The organism is Parendozoicomonas sp. 209JJ7-1 (assembly GCF_058147085.1).
The window spans coordinates 35,155-60,085 of sequence record NZ_JBYVJU010000011.1 but is presented as its reverse complement, the minus strand read 5'-3'; the positions used below and the strand labels follow the sequence as shown (position 1 = coordinate 60,085).

The window sequence follows — 24,931 nt, the reverse complement described above, 5'->3', positions numbered from 1 at the left end:
CTGACCGGGAATGCCAGCCAGGCTGACCGGCTGTCTGTTGGTATTGCTGAACCTTGTGTTAGTTATCCTGTCTGAATCCGGGCAAGGGCATGGTGTGTGGGAATGGACTCCTCTGGATAAACAGTGGAGAACAAATATGAGATTGGCAGCCGCAGGTGTGTTGGCCGGGGTGATTCTGGGGTTTCTGGGACAGGCAGGGTATGGCGATGAATGGGGAGGAAAAGATATATCCGATATAACCGGTCTTCCTGGGAACAGTTCAAAATTTTCACTCGTTTTAAAGAAAGGGGGGCAGGAGTATCAGGGCACCATGGCGCTGGAATATTCCGCTGCGAGCAATAGCAGTGAGTTAAAGGTTTCAAGTGCATTTCCCCAGGGGCAGTCTGTGCCCGATGATTTTCCGGCCTCAGAGCTGAACCTGAATGATGGCGGACTGTATATGGTTTATGTCGAACGCTATGGCCAAGAGGAAGGGAATCAGGAAGACCTGGTAAATGTCAGCGAATATGGTGGAATGATTGATCTTCTGCAGCTGGCTTATGATGTTAATCGTCAGACAGGCAGTCAAAGCGAGACAGATAATTCCGACAGACGCTACCGTTGCCCTTTCCTGCTGCTGGATCAGCCGGCCTTGATTGGGAAAGTTTCTCTTGAGGAGAACCCGGAAGGGCACAAAGTTGCTCTGAGCATGGGCGATCAGTCCAGAATAACTGTGCTGTATAACAGCCAGAAATATCTGATTGGTTTACTGGTGGAACGGGAAGGAGTGCATCTGGAGTACCAGCCTGTGCTGGAGATAAAAGAGGAAGAACCTGCCGCTGAGTCGTGAAACCGGTGGCAGGTTGTTTACAGCGCCACTTTTTATAGAGCTACTTTTTATAGAGTTATTTGCTGAGGTAACGCATACCGTCTTCAATTCCTTTTACGCTCAGGGGATACATGCGGTTTTCTAACAGTTCCTGGATCATGGTGGTTGATGTCGTGTATTCCCAGTGCTGTTCCGGATAAGGGTTCAGCCAGATCAGTCGCTTGTACTTCTCCATAAACCGCAGCATCCAGGTGGAACCGGCTTCTTCGTTCCAGTGCTCTACGCTGCCGCCGGGCTGGCTCACTTCGTAGGGGGCCATGGAAGCGTCTCCCACAAAAATCACTTTATAGTCATCACCATATTTGTGGAGAATATCCATAGTCTGGATACGGTCCTGATGGCGGCGGTAGTTATCTTTCCAGACAGATTCATAAATAAAGTTATGAATGTAAAAGAACTCAAGATGTTTAAACTCGGTCTTAATCGCCGAGAACAGTTCTTCACAGACTTTTACGTGGGCATCCATAGTGCCGCCAATATCTATAAACAGCAGAACTTTTACGCTGTTATGGCGTTCGGGCACCATCTTGATATCCAGCATGCCCCCGGAACGGGCGGTTGAATTGATGGTGTCGTCAATATCCAATTCTTCCGCCGCCCCTTCCCGGGCAAATTTACGCAGGCGACGCAGGGCGACTTTAATATTACGGGTACCCAGCTCTACATCGTCGTCCAGGTTGCGGAATTCACGTTTGTCCCAGACTTTTACCGCACGCTGGTTACGGCCACCTTCCTGACCGATACGAATACCTTCAGGGTTAAAGCCGTAAGCGCCAAAGGGGGACGTGCCGCCGGTGCCAATCCATTTGTTACCGCCCTGGTGACGTTCCTGCTGTTCCTTTAAGCGCTCCTTGAACTGTTTCATCAGTTCTTCAAAGCTATCAAAGCCAAGTACCTTGGCTTTTTCCTCGTCGGTGAGGTAACGCTCAAATTCCTTGCGCAGCCACTCTTCGGGGATCATGGCATCGGGCATCATTTCGAGAGTATCTACCCCTTCAAAAAAGGCGGCAAAGGCCCGGTCGAATTTGTCGAAGTGGCGCTCGTCCTTAATCAGGATGGCTTTGGCCAGGTGATAAAACTCTTCCCTGTCGGCGAACGTCAGATGCCCCTGGAGTGCTTCCAGAAGATCAAGATGTTCCCGGATACTGACGGGAGCGCCGTACTGGCGCAGGGTATCAAAGAAGTTCAGCAGCATCTGTTGTTGTCGTTTATGGCAGCGATGGAACGAAGAATAGGGAAGTTAAAGTCTGCATGCAATGCTCTGGCCGGGGATAACAAGCCGTCTGGCTCCGGGATTCCTGTTTTCCGCGCCGCAGGGTTTTCCATACCCTGGGGCGCTCCCAGGCCATCCATGGCCTTTGGAAACAGGAATCCCGGAACCGACTCACTTATGTGCAATCTTCACATTCAGGTCTCAGCTATTTCTTTTTTGCGGTAATAGTCAATAATGGTTCGCTTCAGGATTTTACCCGTAGCTCCTTTGGGCAGTTCATCCCAGATATCTACAGATTTGGGGATTTTAAACCGGGCAATGCGGTTTTCGCAGAAGCCCTGCAATTCTTCTTCTGTTAAATTCTGGCCGGATTTCAGAGTGACCACCGCATGGATACGGTCACCCCAGAGTTCATCGGGCAGGCCAAACACACTGACTTCGTGAACAGCAGGGTGTTCGGCAACAACCGCTTCAATCTCCGTAGGGAAAACATTGTATCCGCCGGTTTTCATACGGAAGCCAACCCTGTCTCCAAGATAGACATATCCCTGTTCATCCTGGCGGGCAAAGTCGCCGGTATACAACCAGCCGTCTTTTACCGTTTCAGCGTATTTCTCCGGCTGGTTCCAGTAACCGGAAATGGTCAGCTCACTGCGAACCAGCAGCTCACCCATCTCACCGGCGGGAACATCTTCCCCATTTTCATCAATAATACGGATATCCACCCAGGGCAGGGGCTTGCCGGCGGAGACGAGAATATCCGGTTCCCCATTCAAAGCTTTCTCATGGTCGGATGGATACAGCATGGTAGCCATACCGGTCAGTTCCGTGGTACCGAACATCTGCAGGAAGGGACAGCCCAGTTTCTCCATACCTTCACGGATCATTGCCGGTGGCATGGGGGACGCACCGTAACCCAGCAGTTTCATGGCACTCAGGTCGGTGTTCTTCAGTTCCGGGCTTTCCAGCAGGGAGGCGACCATTGTTGGCACTAGCACTGTCATCGTTGTGCGTTCCCGCTCCATCAGCATCAGGGCTTTTTCCGGAGACCAGTGACCTACGATTACTGTCGTCGATCCATGGAACAGGTTGCGCAGCAGGTGCATGATAGGCACGCCGCCGGCGGGCATGGCGTGCAGCCAGATATCATCATGGGTTGCCCCTTCGCACATGGCCGTGTATATGATTGAGCGCAGCAGCTTGTTGTGTTCGTAAATCGCCCCTTTTGGCAGACCTGTAGAGCCAGTCGTGTAACACAGCATAATCTGTTCTCTGGGCGTCTGGGTAAACGAGCCGAGGGGCAGGGCATCGGTAATTAACTGTTCATAGTCATGATTGTAACCATGGCCATTGCCCATGCCGATCAGTTCCGGCTGGTGTTTGCTGATAACCATGGCATCAGCGGCTTTGCCAGTGGCGTGGGCGGGAACAATCAGATATTGGGGCCGTGAATCATCAATCAGGTGGGCATTTTCCCGGGGAGAGAGGCGAATATTCAGCCCGACCCGCACCAGGCCGGCTTTCGCGCAGGCGGCCAGCAGTTCCGCCACTTCAATGCGGTCTTCCGCCAGCATGGCCACACGTTCGCCCGGTTGGACACCAAGGTTTTTCAGCACATGGGCCAGGGCATCGGTACGGCGGTCAAATTCACCCCAGGTTATACGGCGATCGACTTCTACGAAGGCATCGTGTTGAGACCAGTTACGGCCATTACGGGTGACCAGTTGACCAATTGTAAGCATAAGCAGATCTTTCGTGATTTGTTTTTATCGGGCAGCTTTGCGGAGTCCTTTCCACCTGTTCTGTGTTCTGCAGAGCGCTGATATTTATATGTATGGCCTGCATACTGCAGTACCTGTTCCATGCAGGCAAGCGTTCAGAGACCAGGGAACGGGGATGAACAGGACGAATGTGAGATGAATGAGGGCAGGAAAGGAGGCAGGCCACAGTCAGCCTGCCTGTCATCAGAACCGTCAGATAATCTTCTGGTCCTTGGCGAGAGAGACAAGATGGGTGCGGTTTCTGGCCCCCAGAACCCGCTTGGCTTCCCGGTAGTGGTAATTCACGCCGTTATCGCTGATATCGGTCATTTCCGCAATGGCCCTTGAGGAATAGCCATCGGAGGCCAGCTTCAGGATATGTCTGGCCCGTGGTGAGAGAATCTTCCGGATGATATACGGGTTGAATTTTTCCTGGCGGAAAGCCATGAGCTCAAGATGCCAGCCCAGAACCTTGGCGTTCAGGGCTTTATTCACCCGCTGATAGTGCTCGCTTAACTCTTCAGGCTGGAGATGGCTTTGCAGTGAGAAGATGCAGAACCAGTTGTTGCCTGTCTGCCAGCGCATGGGCAGGAAAAGCACGCTGTTGATATTGTACCGGCTGAAGAAAGCCTGGGTTCTCGGCCGGGTGACACCGGGGAGCGGGTGAATAACAGGGGCTTTGACGTCTCCAAGGGTTTGCCAGAGATTATCCTGTTCGGCGATGGTCTGATAATAGGTGTGGAGCATTTTTTCCGAGAGGGTGCCGAAACCTTCCCGGCCATCAGAACGCTGTTTGGTATCAAATGTGAGTGGCTCCGCGCTCGACTGGTTATTGCTTAGTCCGGATGGAAGTGAGCTGTAGCGGAAGCTGAGGAATTCCAGCTCGGTGATGTAGTTGTGTATTTCCTGCTGGATAATATCCAGCGGCCTTGCTGACGGAGAAAAAATGTCATCACTGTCCTGTCCCTGGTGCTTTGTGGTGAGTTGTCTGCTGTGTACAATTTTTTCCCCAGGTTGTATGTGGTTCATACTCCCTCCTGAATCATTGTATTTAAACGAGCGTTCTCCTGATATGCGACATATCTACGCTATTTGTAGTTCTGAAACTGATAATGCAGCGAGGCAAGGATCCTGGAGACAATCTTTATAAAAAACAATCTTTATAAAAAACAATATTTATAAAAAAGCCTCGTCAGCAAAATCTGTGGGTCATTTCTGGTAGAAAGGGTCTGTCAGAAATATCAAGGCCGGTTTTTCTGAAAATTGAGGAAAGCCGGCCATGATTAAGAAAAACAAGCAGGTGGTTTAACGATTTCTCCGGGCCATAAATGCCAGACGCTCAAGAAGCTGGACATCCTGCTCATTCTTCACCAGGGCACCGGCCAGGGGAGGAATGGCCTTGGACGGATCACGCTCCCGGAGAATTTCTTCAGGTACGTCATCGGCCATCAGCAGTTTCACCCAGTCGATCAGCTCTGAAGTGGAAGGCTTTTTCTTCATACCCGGTACCTTACGCACGTCAAAGAACACTTCCAGAGCTTCTTTTACCAGATCTTCCTGAACGCGGGGATAATGAACCTTGACAATCTCCTGCATGGTTTCCCGGTCGGGGAAGTTGATGTAATGGAAGAAGCAGCGGCGCAGGAAGGCGTCCGGCAGATCCTTTTCGTTATTACTGGTGATAATAATAATGGGACGGTGCTTGGCCTTGATCTGCTGCTGGGTTTCGTACACATGGAACTCCATGCGGTCCAGCTCAAGCAGAAGGTCATTGGGGAATTCAATGTCTGCCTTGTCGATTTCGTCAATCAGCAGAACCACCTGCTCGTCGGATTCAAAAGCTTCCCAGAGCTTGCCCTTGACGATGTAGTTGCTGATATCGTGCACGCCCTCTACGCCCAGCTGTGAATCCCGCAGACGGGAAACAGCGTCATACTCATACAGACCCTGGTGGGCCCTGGTGGTGGATTTCACGTGCCAGGGGATCAGACGCATGCCCAGGGATTTGGCCAGTTCTTCCGCCAGCATGGTTTTACCGGTGCCGGGCTCACCCTTTACCAGCAGCGGGCGCTGCAGGGTGATAGAGGCATTGACAGCGAGGCGCAGGTCATCTGTGGCGATATAGTCTTCAGTGCTGTTGAATTTCATGGGCGTTCCCGTGGAGTCCCGGCCGGGAAGATCCGGACCGTTTTATTGCTATCGTTGTTGTGACTGCGGCTACTCTATCCACACATTTGACCCAGATCAATAACCGGGACGGGTTTGCTCTGGCGATATAAGCGTCTATATAAACCTTTCTATGAGCGCAAAGAGCAATGATCATTTACAGGTTTGTCCCGGTGAGGGATAGTTGATATGCCGATAATGACAAGGGTTCACTCACAGCCTGTAAGCCACTGTGAATTAAAGAACCACAGCTAATAAAGCGGGAGCACCATGAGCGAAATCTACTCTGACAATGCTAGAACCATTGGCAAGACCCCAATGGTGAAAATTCAGCGGCTGGCTCCGGGCAGGAACATTTTTGCCAAAATTGAGTCCCGTAATCCTGCTGGTAGCGTAAAGTGCCGTATTGGTGCCAGCATGATTTGGGACGCGGAAGAGAGTGGCCGACTCAAGCCGGGCATGGAGCTGGTGGAGCCCACCAGCGGTAATACCGGTATCGCCCTGGCTTTTGTGGCGGCCTCAAAGGGTATCCCCCTGACCCTTACCATGCCCGCTTCCATGAGCCTGGAACGCCGAAAGATGCTCAAGGCCTTCGGCGCGAAGCTGGTTCTTACGGAGCCGGCCAAGGGTATGAATGGCGCCATTGCCAAGGCGAAAGAGATTGTTGAGAAGAACCCGGATACTTACCTGATGCTGCAACAGTTTGAGAATCCGGCTAACCCGAAAATCCATGAACAGACCACTGGTCCGGAAATCTGGAATGACTCCGACGGTGCTATCGACGTATTGGTTTCCGGGGTGGGCACCGGGGGCACCATTACCGGCGTGTCCCGCTATATCAAGCAGCAGAAGGGCAAGGCTATTACCAGCATCGCTGTTGAGCCTTCCGCCTCTCCGGTGATTACCCAGACCCTGAACGGTGAAGAGGTGAAACCTTCTCCCCATAAAATCCAGGGTATTGGCGCGGGCTTTGTGCCGGCTAACCTGGATCTGGCCATGGTTGACCAGGTTGAGCAGGTCTCCAATGAAGATGCCATTGAAATGGGCAAACGTCTCGCCAAGGAAGAGGGAATTATGTCAGGTATTTCCTGCGGCGCGGCCATGGTCGCGGCCCTGAGGATTGCCGAGAAACCTGAATTTGACGGCAAGAATATTGTGGTTGTACTGCCGGATTCCGGTGAGCGTTACCTGTCCAGCCCTCTCTATGAAGGCATGTTCAGTGAGCAGGAGCTGGTTCAGTAACGATTGAATTTCATTGCCGTACTTTCTGTTATCAGAATAGAGGAGTTGATCGCCCGATCAGCTCCTTCTCTGTTTTAGGGTGTCTGAGTTTCAGGTAACTGGCATGGAGCTGTAGCCGTGGAGCGGCGGCTCTGGTCTGCTCATTGCCGTAAAAACTGCAGCCCAGAATCAGGTGTCCAAGCTTTGCGGTATGCACCCGCAACTGGTGGGAACGGCCGGTGATCGGCGTGAGCAGCCCATAGACCCTGGCCAGCACCATAATGCCCGAGGTATCCATATCCAGGCGGTGCACAATCAGGGCATCGGGATAATCCTGCTGTACCCGGGTGATGGCGCAGTCCCGATTGGACGGGTGACGGCCAGGTACAGAGAGCAGGCCGGAGGGCTTGTTAATCAGCAGGCAGTGGTCGTCAGCATGGAGAATTTCAACCTGCTCTGCGCAGTGGGGAACAATAAAAGCAGGTGGATTGGTATCCGCTGAATTTTGTTGTGGAGTATCGTTGGTCATTAACAATGGCCGTCCCATGCCTGGCTCAGAAATCTGATTTACGACGAATGTCGCTGTTTGTTGCGGGAAGAACAGTCACAGTACCTGTAAGAGCGACAGGAAAACCAGATGGTTAGGCTTCCTTCTGAAGCCGGGATTCCCCTTTGCGAAATACCTGCATCTCGCCCGTCTGCATAGTTTGCCACTGTTCGTTATCGGTCAGGGGCATGGTGGCAACGACTGTAACTATATCGTTTGGGGTGGTTTCCTGGTGAAAATCCACAGTCACATCGGCGTCTGCCAGTGAGGCAGTGGTAAAGGGCGCTTTTCGGGTAATCCAGCTGAGTCTGGTGGAACAGTAACAGGCTAAATCTTTGCCATCCCCCAGCAGCATATTAAATACCCCAAGGCTGCGCAGTTCTTCACACAGACCGTGGATAAACCGCCAGAGGGTGGTAGCCCGGGCCGGTGGTTTGGGGAAGCGTGCGCGAATCTGGTCCAGTATCCAGCAGAAGGCATGTTCGCTGTCGGTGGTGCCCACTGGCTGATAAAATGACAACGGTTTTGATTTAATGTTTTTCAGCTGTCCATTGTGGGCAAAGGTCCAGTAACGTCCCCAGAGTTCCCGGGTAAAAGGATGGGTGTTTTCCAGGCAGATACGCCCGGCATTAGCCTGGCGGATATGGCTGACCACCAGCTCGCTTTTAATAGGGTATTTCTGTACTAATTGGGCGACTTCTGACGTATGGCCAGGGGCAGGATCACGGAAATCCCGAATGCCCTTGCCATCATAGAAGGAGATACCCCAGCCATCGCGGTGGGGACCAGCGGGGCCACTGCGCTGTATCAGGCCGGTAAAGCTAAAAACAATATCCGTAGGGGTGTTGGCACTCATGCCCAGCAGTTCACACATAATGAATGACCTCAGGGAACTTTGGCTTCAGTTTTCTGGCTCTGCCCGTTGTCTTTGTTGTTCTGTGTTTTTGCAGGGCTTTTATGGGATTTCTTGTGAGAGTTACGGAAAAACAGCAGTTTGACCATTGAGGCAACAACCAGGGCTCCCACCATAATCAGAATATTCTGGGTAATGCTCTCTGGGCCAAAGGTCAGGCCATCATAAATACTGCCAAGGAGGGCGGGAATAATGATGCTGACTTCCGCCTTGCTGGTGCCGGGGGTAACAATCAGGACAGTGCCCCAGAGACGCAGCCAGCTGGCCAGGGTCGGATTGATTTTACTGGTGATTTTCCACCACACGGCGAGGCAGCCAGCGGCGGCAAGCAAGTAAACAGCCCAGGCGATAATGTACGGGTTCAGAATCATGTATGGCTCAGTTGTATAGGGTATACAAGTCAGGTTCCAGCCTGAAGTTGTATTGATCCACTGTTGGCGGGCAAAGCGCCGGTATCCGGAGATTATGTCAGATACCGTGGGTATTTATCCAATAACCGGGATAAACAGGTCTGTGGATAAATCTTTAGTTGTTTTCTAAAAGCGGCTCCCTTTCCTCGGCTACGGCCCGCATAAGTCTTGGGCGGGTATGAGTTGCCGGAGTCAGGGTTACACGGATATAAAGGTCATGGTCAGGGCCGGTTGTGTGGTTTCTGGTCAGGAAGCCTCGAAAACCATGACCACTTTTTTCAATGCCCTTCCAGGCTGCACTTCTACCGTAATTGGCAGGTTTCAGGTGCACTGATCTTGTGGTATCTGCCAGAACTTCACCTCTTTCATTGGTTACGGAAAATTCAAACTTATCCAGATCACGCCTCCAGCGTGTTCTTGCGCCAAGTGCCCCCATGTCGGCCCTTAAATAAAGGCCTGCAGTATCTTTTTGGGTGGGGTTATTAGAACTTTCATTAATGTTTATCAGCAGTCGATAGGTGGAACTCTGGAAAGAAAAGGCAGGGCTTTTGAAGCTTATGAAGGTTTGAGGTGGGGAATGTAGCAAGACACCTTTATGTTTGATATGCCATATCCAGCTATTAGTACCGGAAGGGGTTACTGTACCCGTTGCCACGTTTTTTTGATTCTGATAATCAAGCAATATGAGTGATGCTTTCAGGGCATTGCTCTGGCTTGTCTGTGTAGCTATTTGATTAGCCTGTTCAGTGAGTTGTCTGGCTTGTGCGCTGGTGGTGGCTTCTAGCCGTTGAACAGAGCCTGGGCCGGTGTGCTCAATAACGAAAAGACCAGGTTCCTCAATGGATTGATCCGGATTCAGGGTGATTGTATAGAGGTAAGTGCTGTTATCCGTAAGGTGCATATCTGTGGTTTGACTCTGTGCTACAAGCCATACTCCCAGCCCTCTTTGTTTCGCCCGCGTAGTGCCTTTATTGCCTGAAAATTCGACAGTATTGAAGGGCAGGGGGGCTGTTGTATGGGGTGCCTGACGGGAAATGTGAAGTGTTTTCAGGAGCTGATAATCTTCAGATTTTAATCTGAATATCAAAGCCGGATGAGATTCTGAAACAGATTCTGGTCCACGGCCAGCCTTTCCGTTGTCGATAAAAATCTCCCAGGTTTCATTTCCTATCTTGAAGGCATGAGTGCCAAACTGCCTGATTGCCTCTGGTGTCAGGGTTTGGCTATGTACCATGCTGGCAGGTATCAAAAGGCCCAGGGAGCCGGGGCCGGCCTTAAACAGGGGGGTGGCGTGATAGAGAGGTGTAAGGAGTGGGTTAGGGTGTTTATGCAGAACCGTGCTCTGGCTATCAGCGGATCCGCCTTTGCGTACCCTGACCATTAGCTTTCTGTGGGGACTGTAGCTATTCAGACGCTTGGCTGAAGCTGAGGATAGCAAGGTTGTTTTTATAAATGAGTTTTCAGGTGTTGTGCCCTCATTATGTTGGGGGCGGTGATAATTATGGAAAAACGTAGCAGCGGGGATTTGCTGCCGGATGTGTTTCTGCGACTCTTCTGGATGAAGTAATGTTATTTCAACGGGTTCTTCAATGTGCCAGTCAATATGGCTGGCTTCAATATCATTGTTTGCCATATAGCTCATATAAGCACTGACCCTGTAACGCTGATTTGCGGGGATAGAGTCGTGGGCATGCTCGATAGTGAGCAGGAGTTGCCTTTGTCTGCCATCGGCGTCAAGGGTGAAAGGGGTGGATAAAGAAGAATATCTTGTTTGTTCTGCTGACAGCACTGTTTCGAGATTCCTGGGGATTTCCAAGGTAAGGGTTAAACCCTGCTGAAGCTCATTGCCAAGGGTCAGTGTATTGAATTGATGACTGAGAGTCAGGAAGGCTGTTTCAAGTTTCTGAATATGTCGCTCCTGTGTAGCCTGGGCACCAGCCAGGGATTCCAGAAGCTGTTTCTGCTCTTTGGTGATTTCGGCTTCACCCAGAGCCAGGAATTGTTTTTTTATGCATGCGCTACTGCTTTTATGGGCTCGTAATTTCGAGCGAGCAATTTCCTCTCCGCAGGCCGGACAGGGGCGAGGAGCATTGGTGCAGGTTTTATTATGTTGTTCAACTTCATCTCTTGTTATTTTTTCTCCGCACTGGTTTGGGCAGTCTATCTGCTCGTGGGGGCATTGCTCCTTGTGTTGGGCATATTCATTTGCTCCTTCGGAGTTTTTGCCAAATTTTGTCTGCCAGGTGCATCTGTCGTTATCACAGTAAACTGTGAGTTGCCCCAGTCTGTCCTGCCAGTCATTGACAACAGTGAATGTGGTTGTTGTGTCCGCCTGTGGTGCTGTTTTTTCTGAGGATAAAATTTCACTTCTGCATACAGGGCAGTCACTCAGAGAAGCGGGGAAGCAGCCTGGGCATATAAAAGCGTTCTTGCAGGTACCACAGGTCAGGGGAGGTACTACCGGAATGTCATGGCAGATAACGCATTGATTATCAGTATAATCCTGTTGGGTGAGATGAACTAAATGCGCTTCTGAATATTGCAACCCTGTGCCAGCCTGCAGAGGAGTACCGAGGTTGATAAAAATTAGAAAGAGAAAGCAGAAAGAATGGAAACTGCGCATAATTTTCGATTTTCCCCTGATAATTTGTGATGCAAAGTAGTTGATTTCTGTCGGGGGTGTGGCCTTTTTAAAGATTTTTCATGGTGTGTAGCCTGGGGTCGAATGTTTTGGCATCAAATGTTTTGAAAAAGCCGGGAAAATATCTTGTACATTTTTCACTGTCTCAATTACATTGGCCGGCTGTAAATTTGTACAGTAAGTTGTCTCTGGGCAGCACCCATACCTGAACTTGTTATATAACAGGATTCCCTGATTTTATGGATTTACCTTGCTCTCTTCGTCCGCCAAAGTTTCCTTCCCATAAACCGTTTATCCATAACGACGGCCAGGGGCGGCAGCGCCAGGATGAATATCACTGGCTGGAACAGCGGGACAATGAAGAGGTGGCGGCCTGGCTGGAACAGGAGAATGCCCATACCAGAGCCGGCATGGCAGGCACAGAAAACCTGCAGAAAACCCTGTTTGAAGAGATGAAGGCCCGGCTGAAGGAGGATGATGAATCTCTTCCTTATTTATGGCACGGCTATGAATTCTTTATCCGTACCCTGAAGGGGAAAAATTACCCTGTTCATTACCGGCGTAAAGCTGACAGTGCAGAAGAGCAGGTTATTTTCGATGGTAATACCTACAGCGCAGGGAAGGATTACTTTGACCTTGGGGTTATGGCGGTCAGTCCTGATAACAGTTTGTTGGGCTGGGCGGAAGATTTTGACGGCAATGAAATCTGGACCCTGCGCTTTAAAAGCCTTGATAACGGAGAAATGCTGCCGGATGTGATAGAGGGTTGCTCTGCCAATATTATCTGGGCAGCGGATAACCGCTCTTTCTGGTATGTGAAACTGGATAAAAGTTTCCGTCCCTGGCAGCTCTGTTACCACAAACTGGGTACAGATGTGGCCGATGACCCCATCTTGCTGGAAGAAACCGATGAAAGGTTTTTTCTTTCAGCCTATCCGGACCGGGGGGAAAGCCTTCTGCTGGTGGAACTGGCCAGCACAGATACCACTGAATGTTATCTGGGGTTGCTCAGTCAGCCAGAGCAACCACTGCAGATGATTCGTCCCCGCCAGAATGGACTGGAATATTATCCGGACTCCAACGGCGAAAAACTGTACATCCGAACAAACGATAAAGGCATGAATTATCGCCTGGTCACCGCTGGTTTTTCCCAACCAGACCAATGGACAGAACTATTGCCCCACCGGGATACCGTGACCCTGGAAGACTATGAGATTTTTCCCGGCAGGCTGGTGCTGTTTGAGCGGGAACAGGGTTTGGTTCAGGTACGTATCCGTCCGGAGCAGGGGGAGACTATTACCCTGGATTTTCCCGATGAGGCCTGGTCCGTAGATGGTTGCGACAACGCTGAATATCGGGCGGGATTTCTGCGGCTGGAGTATGAGTCCCTGAACCGTCCCCCTTCTGTGCTGGATGTCAACCTGGATACCGGCGAGCAGGTTCTGCGTCGGCAGATGCCGGTGCTGGGTGGTTTTAATCCGGAAAAATATGAAACCCGTCGGCTTATGGCCACCAGTCATGATGGTGTGCAGGTGCCGGTCAGTGTTGTGGGACGGAAAGAGAGCTTTCTCAAGCCTGCTCCTCTGTTGCTGTACGGTTATGGTGCTTACGGTACCAGCGAAGACCCTTATTTTGCCCGTGGGCGCTTGAACCTTCTGGACAGGGGCATGCTGTTTGCCCTTGCCCATGTGAGGGGTGGGGCGGATCTGGGGGAAACCTGGTACCGCCAGGGGCGTCGTATGCAGAAGAAAAACAGCTTCCATGATTTTATTGCCTGTGGGGAGCATCTTGTTGCTGAAGGGTTAACCGCTTCTGATCGTCTGGTAATTTCCGGTGGCAGCGCCGGTGGCCTGTTGATGGGGGCAGTATTGAATATGCGTCCTGAGTTGTTTGCCGGCGCGGTGCTGGATGTACCCTTTGTGGATGTATTGAACACTATGATGAATCCGGAACTGCCTTTAACGGTCACGGAATATGATGAATGGGGCGACCCTTCTGATCCTGAGATTTATGAGTACATCCGTAGTTATTCCCCCTGCGATAATATTGCTGCCCGCGAATATCCTCCCCAACTGGTTCTGGCAGGGCTGGAAGACCGCCGGGTGCAGTATTGGGAACCGGCCAAGTGGGTGGCCCGGATGCGGGCGCTGAAAACCGACAATAACCCTGTGTTTCTGAAAACCCATATGGGAGCGGGGCATTTCGGGGCATCCGGTCGTTATGACGCTATGAAAGAAGCGGCGTTTGAACAGGCATTTATTCTCAGTGTTGTTTCCCGCTGGTTGAGCTAAAGCCATAACCTTGAGCCGCTTGCGCACATTGACTGACTAGGCAGATCAGGAGCAGGCAGATCGGGAGTAAATGGGACCCTTATTGGTTGATAGAGGGCAGATTTTTTCTACCGGGAATTCCACTCCCGATGGCTGCGTACCATGGCGTTCAGCCCGACAAAGTGCGAGTAGTTTGTCGGGCTTTATGATATAAGGCAGCTGGATAAGTAAAACGACAATTTCATCCATGGTTACCAAAACAACAGAAAATGAAACCCCGGGCCGACAGACACTCGATGATAAGGCCATTGATATTATGGCCCGGCAGTTTTTATCGGTTCTTCCCCACTGCAAAGTACTGGGTATGCGTGTAAAGAAAGCGGACAGGTCCAGCCTGATCCTTGAACTGCCCTGGAGCGAGAAAATTGTCGGTGACCTGAAAACCGGCGTGATTCATTCCGGTGTTGTGACCACACTGATGGATACCGCCTGCGGTATTTCCACCATCTGTGCGCTGCCTCAGCCGGAAGGCTGTCCGACCCTGGACCTGCGCATTGACCATATGGCCAGGCCGGAACCACATAAACCTTTGTATGCGACAGCAGAATCCTATCGTGTCACCCCGCATATTATCTTTACCCGGGGAACCGCCTGGCAGACCAGCCCGGACCAGCCACTGGTCCATGCGGTGGGAACGTTTATGCGTCTGGGTAAAAACCTGCAGGAGACCTATCTGAATCGGACCAGAAAGAAGCCGGAGGCCGGACAATGACCCTGGAAGAAGCGGTAAAAATCTCCCGTGAGCAGGGTCGCCTGGAGGAATTGATTGCCCGGATTCCCTATGCGGGCCTGATTGGCGTTGAGGGGCAGATGATGGGGGATGAAGTGCTGTTCAAACTGCCCGCCAATAAAAATAATATTGGCAACCCGCTGCTGCCCGCGCTTCACGGTGGGGTAGTGGGTGGCTTTATGGAAACTGCGGCCACCATCCATCTGTTACTGGATATGCCCGAGCCGCGCATTCCTTCCATTATCGATTTCTCCATTGATTACCTGCGCTCCGGCCAGCTGCGGGATACCTTCGCGGAATGCCAGGTTCACCGTCAGGGCCGCCGGGTGGCGAATGTGTCGGTGAAAGTGTGGCAGACCCATAAAGACAGCCCGATCACCACGGGCCGTATCCACTTCAAACTGTAGAGTTTGCCCTTTGGCCGATAGTCTGGAAACCGTTGTTTTCCTGTTCCTGTTGATTTTGCTGGGCGCTGTCGGCCGTCGTACATTACTGGACGACACCATGCTGCCGGGCCTGAACCGCTTTGTGTATTACTTTGCGGTTCCGGCCCTGTTGTTTCACAGCGCGACATCTATTCCCCTGGAACAGGCAGTAGCTCCACGCCCGTTATTGGCATTTGCTTTAACAGCTGTTGTCACAGCCGCACTGACTGCTGCAGGGAGCAGAGTATTGTTCCGACAGACATCAGGTCAGGTGCTGACGGTTCATGCCCTGAATACTACCTTTGCCAACTACGCCTATATGGGGATTCCCGTGGTCAGCGGGTTGCTGGGGGAGCAGGGCAGAGGGCCTATGATCACTCTGGTGCTGGCTGGTAATCTTTTTATTATTGTGGGCACTCAGGTTGCGCTGACTGCTATGCAGGAGGGGCAGGGAGGTTCAGTTGTTAAAGCACTGTGGAATGCTTTACGGCAAACTGTATTTACCAACCCCATCTTCCTTGCGACTGTCTGTGGTCTGATCATTTCCGGTTCTGGATTGTCTCTTCCCTCTGTGCTGGACAGGGTGGTGGTCTCCCTTGGGGATGTGGCCATTCCCCTGGCGCTGTTCTGTCTGGGGGCAAGTCTGAACCTGTCGCTCCCTGATAAAGCTGCTGCTGGGGAATTGTGCTGGCTGATCCTTCTCAAGCTGGTGGCCTATCCACTGTTAACCTGGCAGGTATTTTTGTTTCTGGGGGTAACTGACACTGCCTGGCTGACTGCAGCTGTATTGATGAATGCCCTGCCCACTGGTGCACTGGCCTTTGTGGTGGCCTCCCATTACCGTGTGTATGACCAGCAGACCTCAATGGTTGTCACCCTGACCACACTTCTCTCCCTTCTCAGTCTACCCCTGTGGATTCAGGCCATTGCCTGATTTTTATTTTCTTCCCTTGAAAAACTTTCGGGGCGTCCCCATAACCCGGTTATCTTAAATTTTCGGTTGATTTCCAGATTTATCGAGGACGTAACGCAATGACTGCAGAAACCAGAAACGAAGCATCCAATGAGGTCTCCAATAAGGAAACTCTGGGTTTTCAGACCGAGGTGAAGCAACTGCTGCACCTGATGATCCACTCCCTGTACTCTCATCCGGAAATCTTCCTGCGGGAACTGATTTCTAACGCCAGCGACGCCGCCGACAAACTGCGTTACGAGTCCCTGCACGACACCACGCTGCTGGGCAATGACCCGAACCTGGAAATCCGCATTGGCTGTGACGCGGACAGCAAAACCATCACCATCGCCGATAATGGCATTGGCATGAACCGTGATGATGTGATTGCCAACCTGGGCACCATCGCCAAGTCCGGCACCGCCGACTTCCTGAAGAACATGACCGGCGACAAGAACCACGATTCCCAGCTGATCGGTCAGTTTGGTGTGGGCTTTTACTCCGCCTTTATTGTGGCCGAAAAGGTCCGTGTGGAAACTCTGAAGGCTGGTGAAACTGAAGGTGTGGCCTGGGAATCCGACGGTTCCGGAGAATTCACCATTGAGCCGGTACAGAAAGAAGGCCGTGGTACCCGTATCACCCTGTTCCTGAAGGACGACCACACAGAGTTCGCCAACAGCTGGCAGCTGCGTACCATTATCCGCAAGTACTCTGACCATATTTCCCTGCCCATTCTGATGCTGAAGGAAGAGATGCCTTCCGGGGATGACGAGGAGAAGAAAGAAGAGAAAGCCCCTGAGTGGGAAACTGTCAACACTGCCAAGGCTCTTTGGGCCCGCAGCCGCAGCGAAATCTCCGACGACGAGTACAAAGAGTTTTACCACCATATCAGCCACGATTTCGGTGATCCCCTGAAGTGGAGCCACAACAGTGTGGAAGGCAAGCTGGAATATACCAGTCTGCTGTATATTCCAGGAAAGGCACCGTTTGACCTGTACAACCGTGAAATGGACCGTGGCCTGAAGCTGTTTGTCCAGCGGGTATTTATCATGGACAAGGCGGAAGAGTTCCTGCCCATGTACCTGCGCTTTATCAAGGGTGTGCTGGATACCAACGATCTGTCGTTGAATATCTCCCGTGAGATTCTCCAGAAAGACCCTCAGGTGGACAGCATGCGTACCGCGCTCACCAAGCGTGTGCTGGATATGCTCACCAAGATGGCCAGGAACGACGCCGAAAACTATCAGAAATTCTGGAAAGAATTCGGTCAGGTACTGAAGGAAGGCCCCGGCGAAGACTTCTCTAATAAAGAGAAGATTTCCAAACTGCTGCGTTTCTCCAGCACCCATGAAGCCAAAACAGAGCAGACGGTTTCCCTGGAAGACTACGTAAGTCGTATGACCGAAGATCAGGAAAAGATTTACTACGTCACCGCAGAAACTTTTAATGCCGCCAAGAGCAGCCCCCACCTGGAAGTGTTCCGCAAGAAGGGTGTGGAAGTGCTGCTGATGTCCGACCGCATCGATGAGTGGCTGATGTCCCACCTCACAGAGTTCGACGGCAAGCAGTTTGAAGATATTGCCCGTGGCGATCTGGACCTGGGCAAACTGGATACTGAAGAGGACAAGAAGGCCCAGGAAGAAGTCGAAAAGAAGAGCGAAGATCTGGTCAAGCGTATCCAGAATGTGCTGAAGGATGATGTCGAGTCAGTACGTGTGACCCACCGTCTGACCGATTCCCCCGCCTGTCTGGTGGTGGGCACCAACGATATGGGGGCCCAGATGCGTCGGATGATGGAAGCGGCGGGCCAGCCCATGCCGGAAACCAAGCCCATCTTTGAGATCAACCCTGATCATCCCCTGGTGGTACGTCTGGATAACGAAGCGGACGAAGACCGTTTCGCTGAGCTGAGCCGTATCCTGATGGATCAGGCTAATCTGGCGGAAGGTGGCCAGCTGGATGATCCAGGTGCCTATGTTCAGCGCCTGAATAAACTGCTGCTGGAATTGTCCGGCTCCTGACCTGCCCTCGCCAGACTGAAGGCAGAAGCCCTTAGGATAACCGCCAGCCCCGAAGGGGCTGGCGGTTTTTTGTCTTATGGGGTAGTGATGTTCAAGGTATTCTCCCGGTTACCTATATCTAAATAAGGAGATTCTATAACGGGGAAGGTTTGTCCATGGGCGGGTTATCACTTCTTTTAAGGACAATTATTTCACAGCGCATTATCACAGTTCTGCTTTCACTCTTTCTGATTCATACAGCCCGGGCGGCAGAGGATGTTTTGCTGACGGACGTAAAAGTTGATGATCTGAAAGCCTTTGTCCTTGTTGATGACACCACCCCGGATATTGAAGCGGGTACTTTCGATCATACCCTGGTTCAGATTCGCAGTTTTGAGCTGTCCGGCCAGCGTTATGTGCGTTATCGACAGTATTACCAGGGTTTGGAAGTGATGGGCCGTGGTGTGGTCGGCCAGTATGGCCGGGCAGACGGACGCTGGGAGCATGCTAGGGGGTTGTTCTCCGGCAAGGTGACCAGAAACCTTAAGCTGCCGGTACACCAGGAGTTACTGGGGGAGGAATTTCGGAAAAACATTACCGGGTTTGCCCAGGAAGATTACGTTAATCGTCACTCATCAAAGGGCGATGTCAGTGATATGGATAGCCAGCCGGTTATCTGGATGGATAAAGACAAGAATGCGGTGCTGGCTTACAGGGTCAGCTTTCGGGTGCAGCCGAATCAAGGAAGGGGAGCCTGGCCTCATTACCTGATTGCCGCAGAAACCCGCACCATTCTTGAGTATTGGAACAATGTTCAGAGGCTTTATTCCGACCAGGGCTCTGGAGGAAACGGTAAAACCGGCAAATATGTTTTTGGCAGCAATTCTCTGCCCTCTCTTTCCGTAAGCAAGATTAATGGCCGTTGTTACCTTGGCAATTCCATTATCAAGGTAGTCTCACTGAATAATGCCTGGAATGTGTCTACCAACCCTGTTCCGGTTAATTACACCTGTGGCCAGAATCCGGGTGGTTATGTGAATGGGGCATGGGCACCGGGAAATGATGTGTACGTCTTTGGTAATCTGGTTTCCTCCATGTATATGAACTGGTACGACCGCCCGGTTCTTGCTCACTCTAATGGTTCCCCGAAAGAACTTATGCTGCTGGTGAACGCGGGCGTGGGTTATGAAAATGCCTTTTGGGATGGTACCTATTTTGTGTTTGGTGACGGGGCTAATGAGTTTTATCCCCTGACTTCCCTGACCGTGGTTGCCCATGAATTGAGTCATGCCTTTACCGGCCAGCATTCCGGGCTGTTTTACGCGAATCAGTCCGGCGCTATTAACGAAGCTTTCTCGGATATGGCCGCAATTGCCGCTGAGTCTTATCTCAAACATTACAATGCCACCGCCGCCCAGACCATTACCGGCTCCAGCACCATAGACTGGAACCTGATGGACCGAATCACCAAAGGCAATTTTGCCAAGCGTTCCATGCTCAATCCCGCCGCCTATTACGATGCGGAATGCGACAGTCCGGTTGCGGGCTGTAATCTCACCTGGTCCCAGCTGCTTAAGCTGTCATTGCAGGCTCCTCTTCAGAGTCGGCAGAGTTTTATTGTTCATAAAGGCAGCGGTGTTATGAACAAAGCCTTTGTCAATCTGGTGACATCAATGAACGGGGATGTCAGGGGAGCCTTCGCGCTTATGGTGAAGGCCAATCTGCTGTACTGGACCGCCAGTTCAACATTTGCGGACGCGGCCTGTGGCGTTAAGCAGGCCGCTCAGGTGAATGGCGTAGATCCCCAGAAAGTGACCCAGGCTTTCCAGAAAGTGGGTGTAACACCGGGATGTTAAGGGCTTTAACAAGGATGTGCTTATGAATCGTTTACCTCCCAATGCATCGCAACTGCTTGATGAAGCCGTTAAAGCGCTAACGGGCAAATCTACAGCCAGTACTTCCCCTGGTAAGAAGGTGCGGAGAGGCAGAACAAGAAAGGTTACGGCTATTGCCCCACAACTCAGTGTGGCTGGTGCCAGGCAAAGGTTTGCAGATACCCAGAAAGTTATTGATGACGCCAGCCAGCAACTGAAGTTTCATCAGTCGGATACGAAATCCTTTCCCCTGGAGGAGCCAGGGATTCTCTCTGAGGTGGTAAAGAAGCATCCGGTACTTGTATTGCAATCCCTGGCCAGGGATCTGGATCAGCTTACTGACGAGTACAAAAGGGTAAAAAAATCAGGGACAGAGAAGGATATTCAGCAGCTGGATCAGAGTATTCAGGATTTTCTTGAAAAGGCCAGTAATAGTATTCTCCAGTCAGTTTTTCACCATAATACACGCCAGGGAATGATGGATTACCTGAAAGATAATCCTGGTTTAAAAAATCTGGGGCACTTTGATACGACTACCCAGCTGGGAATGCTTGGCTTTCAACTGACGCTGGGTTTACAGGGGCTGAAGGAAGAATCCGAGCGCCAGGCTGCCCATGAGCAGCAAAACTCCCCGATTTCATCGCCTAAACAGTTACAAAGAGCTGTTAAACGTCCACCTTCGCCTACAGCTGAACAGAGGGCTATTTATTGCTCAACTGGAGAGCAGGATTTAAAAGATTACTGGCAGGATGTGCTTGAGGAACGTGATCCAAATGGATTTTCGTATATCAGGTTTGGGGATGTGGCGGAGCGTGTTCTTAAGGATGAGAATATTTCTATTGAAGACAGGCGCGTACTGGCGGAGGAGTATTACCTGAAAGCCATGCAGGTTATGGAAAACACCCCCGCAAGCTCCAAAGACAGGGCGCAGAATTTGGAGGACGTGGTCAATAAAATAGGCTCTATTCAATATTCACTCCGTCCTGTTCCCGGAACGGACGGTGCGAGAAGGGGTAAGCAATCTGAGCGGTTGTTACGTGGTTTGTTTGCTGAATTACGTGAGGGCAAAACTGAAAGTCATGTTGTTAACGCATTTGTCGGGGAGCTGACCAAAGAACTCGGCAATATGTCTGCGGGAGTCGCTTTGGGCGAGCTTAAACGGGTGCGTGAGGAAATTGCCCATTACCCTGCAGATAATGTCACGAGTGATGATATTGCATTAAAGCTTGTTGAGATTAACTCGGAGCTTGAACAGCTCTCGAAACAGAAAGCCAGGCAAGCGGAGGTGGATGCCCAGGCCCTTCAGAAAAATCAGGATTCTCCACAACTTCCAAGGGTTCCTGCAATGGTTCCTCCGGCAGATTCTGCTGCACCACCTGTTCAGCTGAAAAAAGGAGAGAGTGTTGACCGCATTGTTATGGAGTCCACTGCCAATTATCATCCGGAATTTCAGCGGGCTCCGTCAGTTTCCGGTACGCCTCAGCCTCCAGGAGTCGGATTTCAGGGTTATGATCTTCCTTCCTCAGAGGATAAGGAATATTTTTATAATCATGTTGACCCAGAGATAGTAAATGGCCCCGGCTTCCAGAATATTCTGGCCACTGTACAGTTATTACGTCCTGTAGTTGATCCGGCCTTGAATATGACAATGGCCGACTGGGCGGCCTGCATTAATTACAGATTAATCTCGGCTGGAACAGTTGCGGCTTACGGGGCCAAGGTTCGGGACACAAGCCAGCACCGGAAACTCATTGAGAGTTTTAGATCTCATAAGTCTGCTTATCGGGGAGCCGCCCTGACTGGCTTTCGGGCTTATATGCAACAGAAGTTTGCGGGTTTTTCTGGTCCCTCTTTAGAGTTGGAGAAGGCTCCGGAGGATGGTAATTCTTTTTACACCGTCGCTGCCCGCTATATGGGGAGATCTCCCCAGGATGTACGACGAGACCTGCATAGTTATCTTGATGGAAAATTCCAGGCTCCAGACAGGGATTTGCAGTTTGAGGGACTTCTGCGTGCGGGCTATTGTCCCAAAAAGGACAAGTTGTATGAAGACTATGCCAGGAGAAGGATTCAGACACCAGTCCTTGCGGGAGTGAGTGAATGCCAGAATCAGGCCGATACCAATTACCTGCCCTTGTTGGCAGGAATGTATGGCAGGCCGGTTCGCTGCCTGTATCCTGATGGTAATGGGGGGCTATTTGCACTCGCTTTTGATAAGGAGGGGCAGCGCTGTCCGTATAATGAACTGAATGATAGTTCCCCCATGGAGTTTGTCTATGATCCGAACTCCGGGCACTTTGACGGAATCAGAAGTAAAGACCAGATTGATCCGGTGCGAAGCCTGAAACCGGCAGAGACAGCCAGCCATGGGGCCAGCACTCAGGCCAGAAAGCCGGCCTCCCGGTCCGGCAGTCAGCCACTGTCAGGCAGTCAGACTGCAGCGATCAATCGGCCTGTACCCAAGCCCCGGACACATATTGACCCCATGGCCTCTCTTTCCGCTGCGGCTATTCAGCAGGCTATAAGGCCAGCAAGAAATATTGATGCCGTAAGACAGGATCTTAGTGCCAGAGGGCTGTACAAAGAAGAAAACCTTGGTTGGATGCTGCAAACCTTCGGTGAACAGACCGTATGTCAAAATGACTTTGTTGCTGCCTATGAAACCCTCTGGAATATCTGCTCCAGCCAGCAGGCTTTGCAGAGCCAGGGGTTTTTATCATCTGGTCATACTCCCCTGAGCATGAATGATTTTAAGGAGCTTTACCTCGGTGGTTGTCTCACCTCTTATATAGAGAGAATGAAAGGTGTTGGTCAGGACCCTCAGAAATGGAGCAGTATGGTTGAAGACCTTGGCAGAGACTATCAGCAGCTATTAGAGCAGAAAGATCCTGAGTTGCAGCGGCTCCAGATGCATAATACCGGCCCCTGGATGGCAAGACTGGGTAATACCTGCTGGGTAAGCTCTACGCTGCAGATGATGATGTCGATGTTCAGTGTCAGGGATATCCAGGATATAGAAACAAAGACATATCAACACCCGGCCAGCAGGAAGTTGGCTGATGCTGTAGTAGCGACCTGGAAAGCCGGGCAGCAGGTTGCCCTCGGGCACGCGGAACCCAGCTGCCTGGTAGGGCACCAGCGACGTTTTCTTGAAGCCTGTCATGAGTGCGCGAAGAGTATTGATGAACATCTCAGGGGCTTTGCCATCGCTGAAATCTTCCAGAACTCTGCCTCGCCGGGAACCCAGAATGATCCCGGACAATTGCTGGAAGGTGTTTATGATTTACTGGAGCTGAACAACCACCCCCGGCTGAGCCTTATTGAGCGCCGTCTTAAATCCGTGACCTACAAAGGGGAGGCGCTGAGGCTGGTATCCGGAGGCAATGATTACACGACAAAAATTGTTGTCCCTGTGCCTAAAAAAGCCTCACCTTTTACCATGGTGGCCCGTTCCCTTACTGAGCAGCAGGCTGATTTGTTAAGGCATCAGAAGTTTCCCCTTGCCAGCCAGGCCCGTGTACGGGATTGTCTGCTGGATTACCGGGAGGCTCTGCTGAAACAAACCCGTGATGGTGGTGAAAAGACTATCCGTGAAGCAGGCGGGCGGTTATGGGAGGCGATTAAAAATGCCTATTCCAGCGTAGCCCGAACAGATGCCTTGGTTGTTAACCAGCAGGGACATTTAATGTTTGATTGTTTCCTTTCTGATGGTACGCGTATTCCGAAAGGGACACAGTTACCGAATGTTGGCAAAGAAGCCCGGGGTTTTCCCACTGCCGATCAAAATTCAACAACCCAAAGTCAGTTACGGTGTACGGAGAGGGAAGGCCTGCATATATGTTATGCGACAAATTATCCATTGTCTGCCGAGGAGCAGGTGATTTTTGATACTACAGATACCTACCGTACGGATTATTACTTCAGAGGTGTTGCCATGGTGGATGATAATGGCAAGCTGCTTAATCCGTATGTGCCTGACCCCAGGCAGGGGGATAATTTCAATCCGGCACCAAGGGATGTGCAGGGGGTGGGGTTTCTTATGCTGGACAGTGACGGGCGGACGTTGCGGGATATTCCCGGCATACCTGAAGGCACCCGGCTTCTGGATGGTGGACTGCGGAATAGGGTCTGTTATGGCAATCCGGAAACCATGGATGATCAGCAGCGTGTCGAACTGGCCAGCACTATAGCGGGTTTTCTCGGACTGGCTCCTGTCCCTGATGCGCTTATCAGGGGGCTTCAGACCCCGAGAAGTCTGCACAAATGTCTTGAGGATTACTGTGCGGGGGATGTCCGTGATCTGGATTGGGATCATGAAGACTTCAGGCGGGCGGGGGTAGCCGGAGGGGATCTTCCTGAGAAGGAAGTGATCAGGCTGCCAACCGGGACCAGGGAAATATTCCAGGTAAACAGGAAGGAATTCAGCAAGTTCACTCTGTTGCTGTCCCAGTTTGAAACCTATGGAGATGAGCAATTCAAACGGGGAGGGGATGCACTGAGCGTATTTTCCCGGGGCGGGGACCGGGTATCCATGACCCTTTACGATGAGAATGGTAAGCCTTTTGAAGCGACAGGGAAGCTGAGATCGATTATCTGTCATGCCGGTGATAGTCCCCGTGCAGGGCATTATATCAACCTCACTATCGGTGATAATGGAGAGGTGAGAGTGCAGGATGATACGCTTAATCTCTCTTTACAGGATTATCTGAAGTTGAGAGGTACCAGGGGTAGAAATGGCCCTATAGAAAACGCCTGGGATTTTCTGAGGGAGACCGGGTTTAAGCCCTATATCGGGCACTACCATGTGGTGTCCAAGCGGGATTTTTGAAACAGGACGGGACAGTGACTAAAAAAAGGGAAGCTGAAGCTTCCCTTTTTTAT

The 24,931-nt window shown here is 51.3% G+C and carries 17 protein-coding genes; 9 read left to right on the top strand and 8 right to left on the bottom strand.

Annotated elements, in window-relative coordinates:
* Nucleotides 1–10: 10 nt before the first annotated feature.
* Nucleotides 11–829, top strand: coding sequence for a hypothetical protein (locus ACY2RQ_RS12235; RefSeq protein ID WP_490113261.1), 819 nt, complete (start codon nt 11–13; stop codon nt 827–829).
* Between the two features lie 55 nt (nt 830–884).
* On the opposite strand, the gene ACY2RQ_RS12230 is transcribed toward ACY2RQ_RS12235, so the two are convergent.
* The 4 genes from ACY2RQ_RS12230 to ACY2RQ_RS12215 all read right to left on the bottom strand — a co-directional run bounded on the left by ACY2RQ_RS12230 (nt 885) and on the right by ACY2RQ_RS12215 (nt 5,989).
* Nucleotides 885–2,063: a vWA domain-containing protein gene (locus ACY2RQ_RS12230; protein ID WP_490113260.1), complete on the bottom strand. Its 1,179-nt coding sequence runs from the start codon at nt 2,061–2,063 to the stop codon at nt 885–887.
* A gap of 212 nt (nt 2,064–2,275) precedes the next feature.
* Nucleotides 2,276–3,823: a class I adenylate-forming enzyme family protein gene (locus ACY2RQ_RS12225; protein WP_490113259.1), complete on the bottom strand. Its 1,548-nt coding sequence runs from the start codon at nt 3,821–3,823 to the stop codon at nt 2,276–2,278.
* A gap of 231 nt (nt 3,824–4,054) precedes the next feature.
* Complete coding sequence (locus ACY2RQ_RS12220; RefSeq protein ID WP_490113258.1) at nt 4,055–4,870, bottom strand: response regulator transcription factor; 816 nt, start codon at nt 4,868–4,870, stop codon at nt 4,055–4,057.
* 276 nt (nt 4,871–5,146) lie between these two features.
* Nucleotides 5,147–5,989 carry an AAA family ATPase gene (locus tag ACY2RQ_RS12215; protein WP_490113257.1) on the bottom strand — a complete coding sequence of 281 codons (843 nt, stop codon included), beginning with the start codon at nt 5,987–5,989 and terminating at the stop codon, nt 5,147–5,149.
* 288 nt (nt 5,990–6,277) lie between these two features.
* Between ACY2RQ_RS12215 and cysK the strand changes: the two genes are divergently transcribed.
* Nucleotides 6,278–7,249 carry a cysteine synthase A gene (gene cysK, locus ACY2RQ_RS12210; protein ID WP_490113256.1) on the top strand — a complete coding sequence of 324 codons (972 nt, stop codon included), beginning with the start codon at nt 6,278–6,280 and terminating at the stop codon, nt 7,247–7,249.
* Between the two features lie 31 nt (nt 7,250–7,280).
* Here cysK and ACY2RQ_RS12205 read toward each other — a convergent pair whose 3' ends face one another.
* From ACY2RQ_RS12205 to ACY2RQ_RS12190, 4 genes are all read right to left on the bottom strand, one after another.
* Nucleotides 7,281–7,757 (bottom strand): pseudouridine synthase, encoded by a 477-nt coding sequence (locus ACY2RQ_RS12205; RefSeq protein WP_490113255.1) that lies wholly within the window; start codon nt 7,755–7,757, stop codon nt 7,281–7,283.
* Nucleotides 7,758–7,869: 112 nt separating this feature from the next.
* Nucleotides 7,870–8,649, bottom strand: coding sequence for a class II glutamine amidotransferase (locus tag ACY2RQ_RS12200; RefSeq protein WP_490113254.1), 780 nt, complete (start codon nt 8,647–8,649; stop codon nt 7,870–7,872).
* Nucleotides 8,650–8,660: 11 nt separating this feature from the next.
* A complete protein-coding gene (locus tag ACY2RQ_RS12195; RefSeq protein ID WP_490113253.1) occupies nt 8,661–9,059 on the bottom strand; it encodes a hypothetical protein in 399 nt (132 codons plus the stop codon).
* 154 nt (nt 9,060–9,213) lie between these two features.
* Entirely contained in the window at nt 9,214–11,721 is a 2,508-nt protein-coding gene (locus tag ACY2RQ_RS12190; protein ID WP_490113252.1) for a hypothetical protein, read from the bottom strand.
* Nucleotides 11,722–11,978: 257 nt separating this feature from the next.
* Between ACY2RQ_RS12190 and ACY2RQ_RS12185 the strand changes: the two genes are divergently transcribed.
* The 7 genes from ACY2RQ_RS12185 to ACY2RQ_RS12155 all read left to right on the top strand — a co-directional run bounded on the left by ACY2RQ_RS12185 (nt 11,979) and on the right by ACY2RQ_RS12155 (nt 24,878).
* On the top strand, nt 11,979–14,030 hold the full coding sequence (locus tag ACY2RQ_RS12185; protein ID WP_490113251.1) for a S9 family peptidase: 2,052 nt from the start codon (nt 11,979–11,981) through the stop codon (nt 14,028–14,030).
* Between the two features lie 226 nt (nt 14,031–14,256).
* Nucleotides 14,257–14,781 (top strand): PaaI family thioesterase, encoded by a 525-nt coding sequence (locus ACY2RQ_RS12180; RefSeq protein ID WP_490113250.1) that lies wholly within the window; start codon nt 14,257–14,259, stop codon nt 14,779–14,781.
* Nucleotides 14,778–15,206 (top strand): PaaI family thioesterase, encoded by a 429-nt coding sequence (locus tag ACY2RQ_RS12175; RefSeq protein ID WP_490113249.1) that lies wholly within the window; start codon nt 14,778–14,780, stop codon nt 15,204–15,206. Before ACY2RQ_RS12180 ends, ACY2RQ_RS12175 begins: the two co-directional genes overlap by 4 nt.
* Nucleotides 15,207–15,216: 10 nt before the next feature.
* Nucleotides 15,217–16,158 carry an AEC family transporter gene (locus ACY2RQ_RS12170; RefSeq protein WP_490113248.1) on the top strand — a complete coding sequence of 314 codons (942 nt, stop codon included), beginning with the start codon at nt 15,217–15,219 and terminating at the stop codon, nt 16,156–16,158.
* Nucleotides 16,159–16,256: 98 nt separating this feature from the next.
* Entirely contained in the window at nt 16,257–18,197 is a 1,941-nt protein-coding gene (gene htpG, locus ACY2RQ_RS12165) for a molecular chaperone HtpG (RefSeq protein ID WP_490113247.1), read from the top strand.
* A gap of 155 nt (nt 18,198–18,352) precedes the next feature.
* The gene (locus tag ACY2RQ_RS12160) at nt 18,353–20,032 is read left to right on the top strand and encodes a M4 family metallopeptidase (protein WP_490113246.1); all 1,680 of its coding nucleotides are present in this window, start codon (nt 18,353–18,355) and stop codon (nt 20,030–20,032) included.
* 22 nt (nt 20,033–20,054) lie between these two features.
* Nucleotides 20,055–24,878 (top strand): hypothetical protein, encoded by a 4,824-nt coding sequence (locus tag ACY2RQ_RS12155; RefSeq protein ID WP_490113245.1) that lies wholly within the window; start codon nt 20,055–20,057, stop codon nt 24,876–24,878.
* Nucleotides 24,879–24,931: the final 53 nt, after the last annotated feature.